This window comes from Rothia sp. 27098_8_27, from assembly GCF_041432805.1.
GTDB lineage: Bacteria > Actinomycetota > Actinomycetes > Actinomycetales > Micrococcaceae > Rothia > Rothia mucilaginosa.
Map to the genome: position 1 here is coordinate 108,421 of NZ_JAPWAJ010000001.1, position 14,041 is coordinate 122,461.

Annotated in this window: 13 protein-coding genes, 2 tRNA genes and 1 other RNA gene; 10 read left to right on the forward strand and 6 right to left on the reverse strand. The window is 60.1% G+C overall.

What is annotated here, in order from left to right:
• Nucleotides 1-139: 139 nt before the first annotated feature.
• Nucleotides 140-1,207 (reverse strand): S-layer homology domain-containing protein, encoded by a 1,068-nt coding sequence (locus tag O3675_RS00400; protein WP_371570215.1) that lies wholly within the window; start codon nucleotides 1,205-1,207, stop codon nucleotides 140-142.
• A gap of 375 nt (nucleotides 1,208-1,582) precedes the next feature.
• Nucleotides 1,583-2,374 carry a YaaA family protein gene (locus O3675_RS00405; protein ID WP_371570218.1) on the reverse strand — a complete coding sequence of 264 codons (792 nt, stop codon included), beginning with the start codon at nucleotides 2,372-2,374 and terminating at the stop codon, nucleotides 1,583-1,585.
• 148 nt (nucleotides 2,375-2,522) lie between these two features.
• On the opposite strand from O3675_RS00405, the gene rnpB reads away from it, so the two are divergent.
• Nucleotides 2,523-2,928, forward strand: an RNA gene (gene rnpB, locus O3675_RS00410) — RNase P RNA component class A.
• Nucleotides 2,929-3,060: 132 nt separating this feature from the next.
• On the opposite strand, the gene def is transcribed toward rnpB, so the two are convergent.
• From def to orn, 3 genes are all read right to left on the reverse strand, one after another.
• On the reverse strand, nucleotides 3,061-3,633 hold the full coding sequence (def, locus tag O3675_RS00415; RefSeq protein ID WP_060823562.1) for a peptide deformylase: 573 nt from the start codon (nucleotides 3,631-3,633) through the stop codon (nucleotides 3,061-3,063).
• Between the two features lie 132 nt (nucleotides 3,634-3,765).
• Nucleotides 3,766-3,838 (reverse strand) — tRNA-His (locus O3675_RS00420).
• Between the two features lie 106 nt (nucleotides 3,839-3,944).
• Nucleotides 3,945-4,640 (reverse strand): oligoribonuclease, encoded by a 696-nt coding sequence (gene orn / locus O3675_RS00425; protein WP_371570221.1) that lies wholly within the window; start codon nucleotides 4,638-4,640, stop codon nucleotides 3,945-3,947.
• A 238-nt stretch (nucleotides 4,641-4,878) separates the two neighbouring features.
• Between orn and mptB the strand changes: the two genes are divergently transcribed.
• Both mptB and O3675_RS00435 read left to right on the forward strand, forming a co-directional pair.
• Nucleotides 4,879-6,552 (forward strand): polyprenol phosphomannose-dependent alpha 1,6 mannosyltransferase MptB, encoded by a 1,674-nt coding sequence (gene mptB, locus O3675_RS00430; RefSeq protein WP_371570224.1) that lies wholly within the window; start codon nucleotides 4,879-4,881, stop codon nucleotides 6,550-6,552.
• Nucleotides 6,553-6,655: 103 nt separating this feature from the next.
• A tRNA-Arg gene (locus tag O3675_RS00435) sits at nucleotides 6,656-6,731 on the forward strand.
• A 96-nt stretch (nucleotides 6,732-6,827) separates the two neighbouring features.
• Here O3675_RS00435 and O3675_RS00440 read toward each other — a convergent pair.
• Nucleotides 6,828-7,724, reverse strand: a complete 897-nt coding sequence (locus O3675_RS00440) for an HNH endonuclease family protein (RefSeq protein WP_314893638.1) — start codon at nucleotides 7,722-7,724, stop codon at nucleotides 6,828-6,830.
• A 346-nt stretch (nucleotides 7,725-8,070) separates the two neighbouring features.
• Between O3675_RS00440 and O3675_RS00445 the strand changes: the two genes are divergently transcribed.
• From O3675_RS00445 to O3675_RS00475, 7 genes are all read left to right on the forward strand, one after another.
• Nucleotides 8,071-8,634: a single-stranded DNA-binding protein gene (locus O3675_RS00445; RefSeq protein WP_371570228.1), complete on the forward strand. Its 564-nt coding sequence runs from the start codon at nucleotides 8,071-8,073 to the stop codon at nucleotides 8,632-8,634.
• 217 nt (nucleotides 8,635-8,851) lie between these two features.
• Complete coding sequence (gene rplS / locus O3675_RS00450) at nucleotides 8,852-9,199, forward strand: 50S ribosomal protein L19 (RefSeq protein WP_005506264.1); 348 nt, start codon at nucleotides 8,852-8,854, stop codon at nucleotides 9,197-9,199.
• A 209-nt stretch (nucleotides 9,200-9,408) separates the two neighbouring features.
• Nucleotides 9,409-10,395 carry a signal peptidase I gene (gene lepB / locus O3675_RS00455; RefSeq protein ID WP_371570230.1) on the forward strand — a complete coding sequence of 329 codons (987 nt, stop codon included), beginning with the start codon at nucleotides 9,409-9,411 and terminating at the stop codon, nucleotides 10,393-10,395.
• 6 nt (nucleotides 10,396-10,401) lie between these two features.
• Nucleotides 10,402-11,232: a ribonuclease HII gene (locus O3675_RS00460; protein WP_371570232.1), complete on the forward strand. Its 831-nt coding sequence runs from the start codon at nucleotides 10,402-10,404 to the stop codon at nucleotides 11,230-11,232.
• Nucleotides 11,233-11,330: 98 nt separating this feature from the next.
• Complete coding sequence (locus tag O3675_RS00465; RefSeq protein WP_005506259.1) at nucleotides 11,331-11,657, forward strand: DUF2469 domain-containing protein; 327 nt, start codon at nucleotides 11,331-11,333, stop codon at nucleotides 11,655-11,657.
• A 279-nt stretch (nucleotides 11,658-11,936) separates the two neighbouring features.
• The gene (locus O3675_RS00470) at nucleotides 11,937-12,422 is read left to right on the forward strand and encodes a YraN family protein (RefSeq protein ID WP_005506258.1); all 486 of its coding nucleotides are present in this window, start codon (nucleotides 11,937-11,939) and stop codon (nucleotides 12,420-12,422) included.
• The gene (locus tag O3675_RS00475) at nucleotides 12,422-13,960 is read left to right on the forward strand and encodes a YifB family Mg chelatase-like AAA ATPase (protein WP_371570236.1); all 1,539 of its coding nucleotides are present in this window, start codon (nucleotides 12,422-12,424) and stop codon (nucleotides 13,958-13,960) included. Before O3675_RS00470 ends, O3675_RS00475 begins: the two co-directional genes overlap by 1 nt.
• Nucleotides 13,961-14,041: the final 81 nt, after the last annotated feature.

Below are 14,041 nucleotides of genomic sequence, written 5' to 3' on the forward strand. Positions count from 1 at the left end.
AAGCGGGCACACAGAAGGGGCGGTGAGAGAAAAACTCTCACCGCCCCTTCTGTAGGCTGCTATCTTCAGCTGTTGTTATCAGGGGTCAACCCGCACAATATAGGGGTCCAACAGTCTGATTCACCGCATCTGCCGAATCTTAATCATCGAGATAAGGGCTGCGGCTGATGCTAGCCATACCCAGCATCGACACGACACGAGCCAGCTCCTCGCGGGTAGCAATCTTGGTCGGACGGAAATCCTTGCTCTTATAAATGAAGCTCACATCAACATTCACCGACGAGTGCAGCCACACCGACTCGGTGTAGAACGGGGCACCCGGCTTCATATCCTGCGGGATGGTGAGATTGAACCACGAAGGACGGCGGCCGGGGGTAAGCATAAAGTAACGGTAGAAGAACGCAGCCATCGTAGCGCGGCTAGCCACCGCCTCCGGGTGCATCTTACCGTCAGACCAGCCCGAGGTCAGACCATTCTGGTACGCCCAAATGTACGCCGAGTAACGCTCATCCTTCGGGGACACATCAGGGAAAGGAGAACGCGTAGGAAGCTTCACCTTCGGCGAGCGGGCGCCTCGGTAAATTGCATCCATCAGGTCGCCGCGAGTCACCGCACGCTGAGGGTGGAAGCAACGATCCTTATCAATTAGCAGAATCTTTGCGCTACATGACCTGTAGATATCGGGGGCGTACTCGCCATCCATATCAATATCCACAATGAACGGTGCCCACGCGAACTCAGTGTTAATCGTCGGGCGAACCTCAATAGTACGCAGGATGGTGTACTGCTCACGGCGCGGACGAAGAGACAGACGAACCCCGTAGTTTCCCTTCGGGCCGGCAGTGATGTCACGATTAATGACGTGGTGCCTTACATAGACGTCATTCTCAATGCGCTTCTTCGGCTCAAGAGCGAAGAAATAGAACTGAGTGAAGCCCTTCTCCTTGGTGTAGTAGCCAGCCTCAATGTACGGGGTGTACAGGCCAGTATCAAGCACAGCCTGCAGACCGGTAATCTCGTAGCTGAGGTTGAAACCGCTAATATCAAACGACGCCTCGGTAATCTTGAACGTCAGCGGAGTGGTCTTAACGTCCAAGGTGGCAGCCTGGGCGTTCTGCTCGCCGGCGTGGTGCGCGCCCAAAGCGCCAGCAACTGTTAGTGCAGCCGCACCCTTAATGAGGGCGCGACGAGAGGAAAAAGTAGACATATCATTGTCCTATCGATGTGTTTCTGAGTGGTTACTTCTACGCTAGCAAACCAATAACCATTGGTTAAACCTCTAGTCGTTTGTTATACGTACGTGGCGTGACGTGTTTCCATGTGTGCTGGGTTGAGAATGTGAATGTTAGTGAGTGAAATACCCGCCACCAATGGCGAGACGTTTAATACTATAAGCACTTCTGTGCACAAAAAGAAGGCGGATAGATAGACACTACCCGCCTTCTGCCCCGCAAAAACCTACCCGCTTAATGTGGGAAAATGTGGTTTTACAGGGGGAAATACATTTTTAACGCCCATAAAAATAGTTAAAAAATCTTTACAATGAATCTTTACAAGAGTGAGAAATAACAACCGGCGGCCATTACTGCTCATGCACCAGCAGAGTCAAAACACCCGCCTTACGCGCCGTCGGCAGGGCGCACTCCACCGACCAGTCCTCGCTGACCGCCTCCAAAAATTCGGCAATACCCGCCGTAGATCCATCAATAGGACGAGCCGCCAAACCCGACTGAATCAGGTAACGCGCAAACAGGCCGCGGTAATGCTTCGCCATGTGTGAGACGACCTTACGCGACCCATCAGCTGCCACACGCTCCACGCGAACCGCCAGAGTCTGCGACGGGGGAGTTACCCACGACTTTGCGTAGGCGGCAGAACGGCAATCCAGAATTAGCTGGTCCTTCGCGGTCGACTTCAGAGCGGTACCCAACGCGCCCTTCCAGAAGGAGGCGAGCGCACCCACCGAACCCAGCTTCACGCCCATCGAGAGGCGGTAAGCGGGGATCGCGTCCTCGGGGCGCAGAATACCCCACAGTGCCGAAGAGATTAGCAGCGACCAGTGTGCGGCATCGCGTTCGGCGGGGGAGAAGCTCGCATAATCCAGCGCCTCAAAGAGCACACCCGTGTAGGTGCGGATCGCGGGCTGTGCCGGTTCGGTGAGCAGGCGCGTATTGCGTTCCACCTCTGCTGCGAGGGATGCGCCCACCTTGAGCTCCGTGAGAGCATCGGGGCCCGAGCTAACCGTTGCCAGCTCCTCCAGGACGCTCTCACGCTCGGCGGTCAGTTCGGGGAACGAGAGGTCAGCGAAGCATACGGGTGCGTTGCCTGCGGGGGCGGGAGTTTTACCTTCGGACGGGGGAAGAAGAATCAGCATCTCTCCAGTGTACCCGCGAGACGCAGTGTAGCTACGAGGCGCTGTGTAGTTGCGAGGCGCCGGCGTGCCCCAGTACGTCCGTGTACCCGCGAAACGAACCCGGGAAATAGCCACCTCCAAGGGTGTGCGTATAATGGGTTGGGTGAAACGGGCCGTCTGGGCAATCGCGAGGCACACGTGCTTCGAGGAAAGTCCGGGCTCCACAGCACAGGATGGTGGATAACATCCACTCGGGGTAACCCGCAGGCCAGTGCCACAGAAAGTAAACCGCCGCGGTTCGCCGCGGTAAGGGTGAAAGGGTGGTGTAAGAGACCACCAGCGGGCGCGGTGACGTGCCCGGCTAGGTAAACCCCATTCGGAGCAAGGTCAAACAGAATACGCCATGGTAGGGTAGTGCGCCCGATCCCCGTCAGCTTCCTTCACGGAGGTGGGGTGCGTATTCGGGTAGGCTGCTTGAGACGTGCGGCAACGTACGTTCTAGATAGATGATTGCCTCAAAACGCCCCTTCGGGTGGCGTTTTAGACAGAACCCGGCTCATAGGATGACCCGTTTCACGCTATCGTTAGCCGGTGGAAAATATCACCGGCTGATGGAAAACGAAGACCGCGAATGCGCTTTTAGAGTGCATTCGCGGTCTTCGTTTTAAACTTCTCGAAAGGTCTCTGACCTTCAGAAGAGCTCGTGATTAGTGGCCGAACGGATCCGGATCCACGCCGGGCATCCACGAGTTACCGTCGACGGTCCAGCCTTCCTTCTTCACGACCTTCTTCATCTTGCCGGTCCACTTCTTGTTCAGGCGGTTCACGTACAGCTTGCCGTCCAGGTGGTCGGTTTCGTGCTGCATACAGCGTGCGAACCAGCCGGTCGCCTCAAACTGGACGGGGTTGCCGTGCTCGTCAAGACCATTCACGGTCACCCACTCGGCGCGCTTGAGGGGGAAGCCGTAACCGGGGAAGGACAGGCAGCCCTCTTCCTCCTCGTACGGGTCCGGGTCAGCGGTAGAAATCTTGCCCAGGGTCAGTACCGGGTTGATGATGCAGCCGCGCGGGGGAACGCCGTCCTCATTCTCCATCTTGTAGGTGAAGATACGCAGGCCCACACCAATCTGAGGTGCCGCCAGGCCCACACCGTTGGATGCGTCCATGGTCTCGTACATGTCAGCCACGAGCTCCTTGAGCTCATCATTAAACTCGGTGACGGGTGCCGCGGGGCGGTGCAGAACGGGGTTGCCGTGAATAACGATGGGGCGAATAGCCACGGAATTATCCTTTGCTTGTGTTGAACGGGAACTGTTGAGTGGGAACTTACCGGGTACACCGTGTGCGGGTGAACCGGATTGAGGGTAAGCGAAAGGGCCGTTACGGATAACCATAACGACCCTTTCCATCGGGGTGATCGACGGGGGTTGAACCCGCGACCTCCTGGACCACAACCAGGCGCTCTGCCAACTGAGCTACGACCACCATGTGCTTCGCTTGGTTTCCCTTGCGATATGCAACGGATACTACTGTACAGGAGATTCAGAAACCTGCCAAGTTGAAAAGCCGTGATGCTCGTTACATGTTGCGCTTACGCCTCGGACGCCTCGGACGCCTCTGCCGCCTCAGAAGCGGACGCCTCAGCCTCGCGCTCAGCCGCCTCGCGTGCGGCACGCTCAGCCTCCACCTCACGCGCAATCTGCGCCGAAGCAATCGCATCCGGGCCCTGCGGCACAAAAATAGCGCGACGGTAATACTTCAACTCATCAATCGAGTCCTTGATATCACCCAGCGCGCGGTGGTTACCGGTCTTCGCCGGGGCGCTGTGACGAGCCGCCGGGTACCAGCGCGACGCCAGCTCCTTAATGGTGGACACATCAATCACGCGGTAGTGAAGGTGCGCCATGACCTCTGGCATGTAACGCTCCAAGAAACGCTTATCCATACCCACCGAGTTGCCGCCCAGCTGCGCCTTGCCCGCCACCGGAACATACTTCTTGATGTAACGAAGCACCTGCTCCTGCGCGTAATCCATCGACACACCGTGCTCAATATCGGGTAGCAGACCCGACGCCTCATGCATCGACCGCACAAAGTCATTCATGTTCTCCAGCGCACCGGCAGGAGACTCATCACCGGGCTTAATGACGAACTCAACGCCAGAACCCAGAATGTTCAAATCGGCATCCGTGACCAGAACGCCCACCTCGACGAGAGCGTCATTCTCCACGTCCAGGCCGGTCATCTCGCAGTCAATCCATACAATACGTTCACTAGAAATACTCACCCTCCCACTCTACCCCCAAACACCGCCGGCCCGGCGGGTAGCGCGTCACAAAAGGGTACAAGATGGTGCAAGACGGCACAGGCGGATGAGCAAACGGCGGCAATGGGGGAGAACTGCACCCCTCTGCGTGCCCTTGAGGAACGTCCACAAGTGCCTTCGCAACAGTGATTCTCGTAAGTGCATCCAAGGGCTCCGGTATGATAAAAACCAGAACGACGATGCAGACAGAAAGGGAGTTATGCGCGCACCAAAGGAGCTAGCACACCGGCTCACCACCCCCGGCGCACACGACGCACCTCTCTCACCCAAACTCTTGGACTACGTCAATAACCACCGTCTGCGCACGGTGATTATCGGCACCATCGGCTCCATCATGGTCACCCTCGGCTCCTACGCCGTCGGCTGGCTCGCCGACAGCTCCAGCTTCTGGCGCTACGACATTATTCGAGCCATCCGATTCGAAGCCGCATGGGTCATCACCGGCATTATCATGCTCGCCCTCGGCGCTATGATCATGTGCCGTGAATGGCTGCGAATCTACCAGAAAATGGGCGACTGGAACGAACCCAACGCCATGCGGTGGATGATTGCCGTCACCGCCAGTTGGTCCCTGCCGCAGATTTTCGCGTTCACCATCTACAGCCGCGACATGTTCTCCTACTACGGTCAGGGCATGGTCATGGCGCACGGCCTCAACCCGTACAAGCATGGCGTTTCCGAAATCTCGAACTTCATGCAGAACGGTGCGGACCCCATGTGGGCGGAATCCCCGCCCCCGTACGGACCGGTCTCCCTCAAGCTCGAAGAGTGGATTGTGCGCCTGGCGGGGGAGAACATCGACCTCTCCCTCTTCTACTTCCGCCTACTCTCCGTGCTCGCGGTCATCGGCATCCTCTTCTACGTGGCAAAACTCGCCCAGGCGCACGGCTTCAACCAGGTCCGCGCCCTCTGGCAGATTGGCCCGAACCCGCTGTTCATCGCATCGTTCATTGCCAGCGGCCACAACGACTCGCTCATGACCATGTTCATGCTCGGCGGCCTCTACTACGCCAAGCGCTACCGCGACACCTGGTGGGGCGGCCCGCTCGGCGTGACCTTCGTAGCCCTCGGCGTTGCCGTCAAGCCGCTCGCCCTCGTGGTACTGCCCTTCGTGGGTCTGCTCTGGGCTGGTAAGAACGCCTCCTGGCCGCGCAAGTTCATCTTCTGGGCGCTCTCCGGTGTGCTGCTGCTCGCCGAAATGGCGCTCATGGGCTGGGTGACCGGACTGGAATTCGGCTGGGTTAAGGCACTGTCCACCACCGGTGGCCAGTACATCTGGTACACCCCCTTCGGCCTAGTCATCGGCGCCGCATCCCTGTTCGTTCAGGGAGACGCCTTCGAGGTCATCCGCAAGCTCATCGAGACCGTCGGCAAGGGCATCGGCATGCTCGGCGCAGTAGCCATGGCATTCGTTGGACGCGACCGCAACATCGTGCGCCACGCCGGCCTCGCAATCCTGTTTATGCTCCTGTGCAGCCCCATGATTCAGCCCTGGTACCTGCTCTGGGCAATCCCGATGCTCGCCGCAACCGGCCTGCGCTCACACTTCCAGCTCATGTGGTACTTCATCACCACGCTGTTCTTCATGGCATACGGTGTGAGCGACCAGCTGAACGTCTCGCCCTACCTGCGCGATTTCAACCAGGACATGGGACGACTCATCGCGACCGTCATCTGCTTGGGCTACATCATCTACCTGGTCGCCCTCGACCCGGCAACCCGCCGCCTGGTGTACGTGAGCCTGCACCCCACGCAGATTCGCCGCACCACCATCCGCCTGTGGTGGCAGCTGTTCCCCGGCGCATCAAGCCGCCGTGCACGCCGCCGCGAGGTGAAGAAGGCAGAACGGGAAGCCGCCAAGGTAGGCTCCTAGCGCGAACTCCTAGTTCGCCAGCCTGGCTTAGCTCAGTGGAACAGCCCCCGCGTGAGAGGCGCGGTGCATGAGAAGCATAAATTCTCATGTACCCTAGAGGAAGGCCTCAGTAGCTCAGAGGATAGAGCAGGAGCCTTCTAATCTCTTGGTCGGGGGTTCGATTCCCTCCTGGGGCGCCACATGCAAAAACCGCCCCGCACCCTAAACTCAGGGTGCGGGGCGGTTTTTCTTTATGCTTTTTGCGTGCGTGCCGGGAAGCTACTTCTTAGTCGGGGCTACTTCTTAGTGGGGTTCGTGTCCTTGCAAGAGTTGAGGACGCGCTCCATAACCTTCTTCTCATCCGCAGTGACCCACAGCTTGTACTTCGCCTTCACGTGCACCTGGCGTGCCACGTAGGTGCAGCGGTAGGCGGTGTTGCTCGGCAACCATTCGGAGGCGTCCGCATCGGACTTCTGCTGGTTCGCCGGGCCGTCTGCAGCGAGCAGGTTCTCCGGGTCGTTCGCCAGCTGGCGGCGCTGCTCTGCGGTCAGATCCTGCGCGCCGGTCTGCCATGCGTTCGAAAGAGCCACCACGTGGTCAATCTGCACAGCCGAGGAGGTCTTCTTGCCGCGCTTGAACTCGATGGTCTTGCCGGTGTACGGGTCATCCAGAGTGCCACTGATCACGGTGCATGCGTGGGTCCTGACCTTGAAACGAAGATTGGTCAGGTCGCGGCGCAGAATGTCGTCGCGAGTGTTGCACTTGTTGCCGTCAACGTCATCCCAGGCGGGGCCGAACTGATCACGAGAGTAGCCAGCCTTCGACGCGCGTTCCTTCACCTGCAGGGACGCCAGCTCGCTCTTCGCGGTCGCCAGATCAGGTGCGAGCGCGGTCGCGGGATCAACCGCCTTGTACGGGTTCTTGACCTCGGCGAGGGTTTCGGTCTGAACGTTGGTCTCTTCATCATCGGTGGTGGAGGTTGTCGTATCCGAACCGAGTAGCCCGTCCACGCCGTTCTTACTCACGTAAACCAGACCAATAATCAGCACAATCACGGCAAACACAGCGAGCAGACCGTAAATGAGGCGCTTCTTCTGCGGGTCCATCGAATCGGGCAGCTTGGGCAGGTTGCGCTGCAGCTGCTGAAGTTCCTGCAGGGAGGGCAGATTGTTGTTCGCGGGCTTTTTGCTCACGGGTTCTCCAAGGCGGGTAGACGGGATGCGGCTGAGTGCACCGCATCATCAAGGATAGAGTGCGCCGGATAGAAATAGTTAACTTGAGGGCAAAAATAGCCGCCCCGACGCTGAGATACCTATCACGATGTCGAATGGGGCGTAGCCGTCATATTTCTGCAGGAAGCGTGTTGCCTGTGGGCGATTTTTGAAAAAACGGGGTGAAAAGTTCAAAAACTCTATCCACAGGCGGTGCCCAAAACCGCAAAACGCGAAGTTATCCACAGAAGCGGTAACCGCCGGATGCAGGGTCGGCTCAGTGCTGGCAAGGTGAAGGAACCCACCCACTAGTTTCTAAGGAGAAACCATGAGCGACACCATCCTGATCCGCGGATTCACCGCCTCCGATCCGGCACTGAGCACCCTGCCCAACGGGGTGCCCGTCGTGAACTTTCGCCTCGCCAGCACCCCGCGTTGGCAGGACGCCACCGGCACCTGGAAAGAAGGCACCACGAACTGGTACACCGTGAAAGCCTACCGCCGCCTCGCCCAGAACATTGCCACCTCCATTGAGAAGGGGCAGCCGCTGGTCGTGAGCGGCCGCCAGCGCATTAGCCGCTGGAACCGCGAAGACGGCACGCAGGGCACTACCGTAGAGGTGGATGCCCTCGGCATCGGTCACGACCTGAACTACGGTACGAGCACCTTCGCCCGCACCGTGGAGAAGCGCACGGTCAACGAGGGCTCCCTGCAGGGCGCACCTCAGCAGGGTATGCCGGGTGTACCGCAGCAGTACGCGCCGTCGCAGGAAGCACCTCAGTACGCACCCCAGCAGAACCCGGAGGCACCGGGCATGACCGCTCAGGGTTCTCCTGCACAGAACGGCGCATCCCAGGGCGGGGGAGCGCAAAGTGACGAACCCCCCTTCTAAAAGTGCTCCCCGGATGCTTGCATAAACGCGGGTGCATTGGGATAATGGAGCATTGTGTTGACATCGGGCACGCCCCTGCCGCAGGGGGAAGAGCGACCAACGATGTCAACCTTCGGGCACCAATCCTGTCCGAAGCATGAAGTTTTCTGTCCCGCAGTGGGGCAGAGCAATCTGAGTCTATTTGACCTGCGGCAGATGACTCTGGAGATCTACAACTATGCAGACTCTTGACTTCCTCGACAAGAAGTCCCTCCGTGACGACGTCCCCGCATTCGGCCCCGGTGACACCCTGAACGTTCACGTTAAGATCGTTGAAGGTAAGAACCACCGTATCCAGGTCTTCAAGGGCTTCGTCGTTGGCCGCCAGGGTGCAGGCGTTCGCGAGACCTTCACCGTCCGCAAGGTTTCCTTCGGTGTTGGTGTTGAGCGTACCTTCCCGGTTCACTCTCCCTCCATCGAGAAGATCGAGCTGGTGACCCGCGGTGACGTCCGTCGTGCAAAGCTGTACTACATGCGCGACCGCCACGGTAAGGCTGCTCGTATCCGCGAGAAGCGCGAGTTCTAATCTTTATAGATACAGAATTCTGTTGCAAACCGCTCCCCAACCGCATTCCGCGGGAGAGGAGCGGTTTTTGCATATTCTGAGACCCCGCTTTCTGAGAACCTTGCCGCTCTCAGAAAATAAAAGCCCAAGAGCGCAAACACTCTCGATACAATAGCTAGGTACCGTTTCACTCGAGCTAGGTATCTCTCAAACGAAAGGCTCACTCCAGCATGGCAGACGACAAGAACACTGCGAACATCAGCCCCTTCCCTGAGGGATACCAGCCTCAAAGCCGCCGCGAGCGCCGCGAAATGGAAGAATACTTCGCGCGCCTCGCTGCCGAAAAGGCTGCAGCTGAGGAGGCTGCTACCGAGCAGAGCGCTGCAGCGAAGAATACCGAGCGCAAAGAAGCCACCGATGAGGAGGCTGCCGTAGACGTGGAAACCACCAAGGACTTCTCCGAAATGACCCCCAAGGAACGCCGCAAGGCAAAGCGTGCCGAACAGGCAGAGCTGACCTACTCCCAGGCGCAGGAAGAAGGCCGCCTCGGCGAATGGCTCTGGGTGCAGGCACGCGAGGGCGGCACCGTCATCCTGTACGCGCTGGTCATTGCATTCCTGGTCAAGACCTTCCTGTTGCGCGGCTTCTACATTCCTTCCGGCTCCATGGAGCAGACCCTGCAGGTCAACGACCGCGTGTTCATTAACGTGGCGGGCTCCTACTTTAGCGAGCCCAAGCGCGGTGACGTGATCGTCTTCAAGGACTCTCAGGGCTGGATTCCCTCCACCCAGAAGACCAGTAGCCCGCTCAAGGATGCCCTGTCCTTCGCGGGTATTCTGCCGGATACCTCCTCGAACTTCCTGGTCAAGCGCGTTATCGGCACCCCCGGTGACGTGGTCGAAAGCGACGGCAACGGCAAAATCAAGGTCAACGGCGTAGAGATTACCGAACCGTACCTGTACCCCGGCAACCCGCCCTCGGAAGTCCCCTTTAAGGTGACCGTGCCCGCCGGCAAGTACTTCGTCATGGGCGACCACCGCAGCAACTCCGCCGACTCCCGCTACCACATTAGCGACGGCACCGCGTTCATCTCCAAGGACGACGTGCAGGGTAACGTGTTCGTGGTGGCGTGGCCGCTGAACCACTTCGGTCTGCTGCAGGATCAGAGCTCGGTGTTCTCCTCGATTCCCGCACCGACCTCCACCCCGAGCGAATAAGCGAGCGTGGCAATGATGGTGAGCGCCCAGAAGAGCGCAACAAAACCTGCTCAAGCTAAGCCCGCGAAAGCAACCCCGCCCGCCGCCGACCTCGAGTACGAGCAACAGCTCTTCGCCTCCGGCGCCCGCACGGTTGCCGGAATCGACGAGGTAGGCCGCGGCTCCATGGCGGGCCCGGTCACCGTGGGCGTCGCAATCCTCACCCCGGACGCCACCCTCGAGGTGGGCGGGCTGATCGACTCCAAGGCGCTCTCACCGGCACGCCGCGAATCCATGGTTCCCGAAATCCGCCAGTGGTGCGCCGTGGCGGTCGGGCACGTGGAACCGGCAGATATTGACCGGCTCGGCATGACCCTCTCGCTGAGGCTTGCCGCCCAGCGTGCGCTCGCCGAGCTGGCGCGCCGCGGATACCGTGCCGACGCCGCCCTGCTGGACGGTAAACACGACTGGTTCACCCCTCCGCAGGAGGACCTGTTCAGCGCGCTGGCACCGGACCCGGCGCAGGCACACTACAACGCACTGCTCGCCCAGGCGTGGGAAGGCGCAGGAGGTGCAGGGGAGCCCGCGCAGATGCCGGTGACCATGGTCATTAAGGGCGACTATAAGTGCGCCTCCATCGCCGCCGCATCGGTGGTCGCGAAGGTGGAACGTGACGAACTGATGGTTCAGCTGGATACCCGCTACCCGGGGTACGGCTGGGCAAAGAACAAGGGCTACGGATCTGCCGCTCACCGCGAGGCGATTAGCGTGCAGGGCCCCAGCCCGCAGCATCGACTCTCATGGTCGCTTCCGGCGACCGCCGAGCAGATTGAGGTTGCGGCAGCACAGCGCGGCTAGAGTGCGCAGTGTTCCTGAAAACCGCGCCTCGGAAGCCTGCTAAAGCCTAACGTGCCACCGCTGAATCAGTACTACAAAAGCCCAGGAAAGGAAGAGTAGTGAGCGCAGAAGACCTCGAAAACTACGAGACCGACGCCCAAATGGCGCTCTACCGCGAATACAAAGACGTCATGTCGCTCTTTAGCTACGCGGTAGAAACCGACCGACGCTTCTACCTGGCGAACCAGGTGGACGTCACCCCGCACGTGCAGGACGGCACCCTCTACTTTGAGGTGAGCATGAGCGACGTGTGGGTGTGGGATGTATTCCGCTCCAACCGCTTTGTGAAGAAGGTGCACGCCTACTCGGTGCGTGATGTGAACGTGGAGGAGCGTCTGCCCAACCAGGAGTTCACCGTGCCGGAAATGCCGGACTTTAACGCCTAGCTCACGCCCGATTTACCGCCTTGCCGGGGGTAAGCGCGCGGCTGCCGAGCTGCCGGGTGGCAGTGCTGGGTGATGAACCCGCGCGAATATGACGCGTCGAATCGGCACCCGAGTGGCGTTTTTGAAAAATATGCCCCAAAATTTCAAATAACCGACTGTGGATAACCTCTAATTCCTTCTGGGAGCCGAGGTTATCCACAGTTTTTCGTTAACCGCATTCGGGCATGTGCGCGGCGGGCACAGTAGAAGCACTACCGCTATCTACCGGGGGAGAGACCAATGACAACAGCCCGAATAACAGCCCGCGCCGCAACCCGAAGCGCACCCAACAGACCTCTGCTCCAGAGCACCCAGCCTCCGCGAACCCAGCTCCAGCGAACCCCGCCCCGCGCCCACAGCGTCGGCAGGTGGGGCGAGGAGCTGACCGCCCGCATCCTGGAAGCGAACGGCTACCGCATCCTGGAGAGGAATTGGCGACCGCCCGCCGGGCTGGAACACGAACAGATCCGGGGTGAGCTCGACCTAATCGCTATTGACCCTGAGGACGAACTGGTTTTCGTTGAGGTCAAGACCCGCAGCAGCGAAGACTTTGGGCACCCGTTCGCGTCCATTGACCGCGATAAGGCGCGCCGCACGCGCTCGCTGGCGATTCTCTGGTGCAGGCTGCGCGAGAACCTGGATTTTCCGCGCTTTCGCATTGACGCAATTGCGGTGACCGGAACCTGCGAAACCTTCACCTTCGAGCATCTGAAGGCGGTGGCGTAATGGGATTCGCACGCACCTATTCCGTGGCGCTGGTTGGCCTGCGCGGGCATATTGTTGACGTCGAGGCTGACATCTCGCAGGGCCTACCCGGCTTCGTGCTGCTGGGACTGCCCGATACCGCCCTCAACGAATCTAAAGAGCGTGTGCGCTCCGCGGCGAAGAACACCGGCATCACCCTCACTCAGCACCGGCTCACCGTGAACCTGACCCCGGCGACCCTGCCCAAGCGCGGCTCGGCGTTCGACCTTGCCATTGTGGTTGCGGCGTTGCAGGCGGAGAAGAAACTGCACCCCAGCGGTGATAGCGTCTTCCTGGGCGAGCTGGGACTGGACGGAACGCTACGCCCCGTGCCGGGCATCCTGCCTGCGGTCAAAGCAGCCGTGGATGCCGGACACCACCGCGTGATTGTGCCCGCCGAAAACGCTGAGGAGGCGGCGCTCATTCCCGGCGCGCAGGTGAGCGGTTTCCGCTGCCTGGCGGAGGTTTTTGCCGCTCTCGGCGCTGAGACCCAGAAGCTGACCTACCCGCCCGCCCCGCAGACGGAGGCGAGCGCACCGGTGGCGAAACCGGCTGAAATCCCTTCGGATATGAGCGATGTCGCCGGTCAGTCACAGGGTCGTTTCGCCCTGGAAATTGCCGCTGCGGGTGGTCACCACATGCTGCTGACCGGCCCTCCCGGTTCGGGTAAAACCATGCTGGCGGAGCGCCTGCCGAGCATCCTGCCGACCCTCGACAACGATGCCGCGATGGAGGTGACCGCGATTCGTTCCCTCTGCTCGGCGGGGGAGCACCTGAGCGAGCTGGTGCGTCAGCCGCCGTTTGAGGCGCCGCATCATAGCGCCTCCGCGCCGGCGATTTTGGGTGGAGGCAGTGGCATTCCCCGACCGGGCTGCGTGTCTAAAGCGCACCGCGGCGTGCTCTTTCTGGACGAGGCGCCGGAGTTCAAACGCACGGTGCTCGATTCGCTCCGTCAGCCCCTGGAGTCGGGGACCGTGACCCTGGACCGTTCGAGCGCGTCGGCGACCTATCTGGCGCGGTTTCAGCTGATCCTGGCTGCGAACCCGTGCCCCTGCGGCATGAACGTGGGCACCGGTACGGAGTGCACGTGTGCTCCGCGTGAGCGTCGCGCCTATTTTGGGCGGCTGTCCGGCCCGCTGGTGGACCGCATTGACGTGAATGTGACGGTTCCGAAGGTGTCGTCCACGGAGCTTGCGGGCGGTCAGGTGAACGAGAGTTCGGCGCAGATTCGTGAGCGCGTCATGGCGGCGCGACAGGCTCAGCGGGAGCGTCTGGAGCCGTACGGGTTGAAGACGAATGCGGAGATGAACGGCAAGATTTTGCGCGGTCCGTTGCGTCTGGATGCGAAGCTCACCGGCGAACTGAACGCCGCCGTGGACCGCGGAACGCTGACGGCTCGCGGCTACGACCGGGTGCTGCGTATCGCCTGGACTCTCGCCGATTTGGAGGGGGCCGCCTACCCGAGCCGGGAGCACCTGGATGTGGCGCTTTTTCTGCGGCAGCAGGGGCAATTGAAATAGGGACCGCTGACATAGCGTGCCGGTTTATAGAACGAATCACTCACGAGAGGAGAAGAACGTCATGAGTGAGAAGAAGCTCAG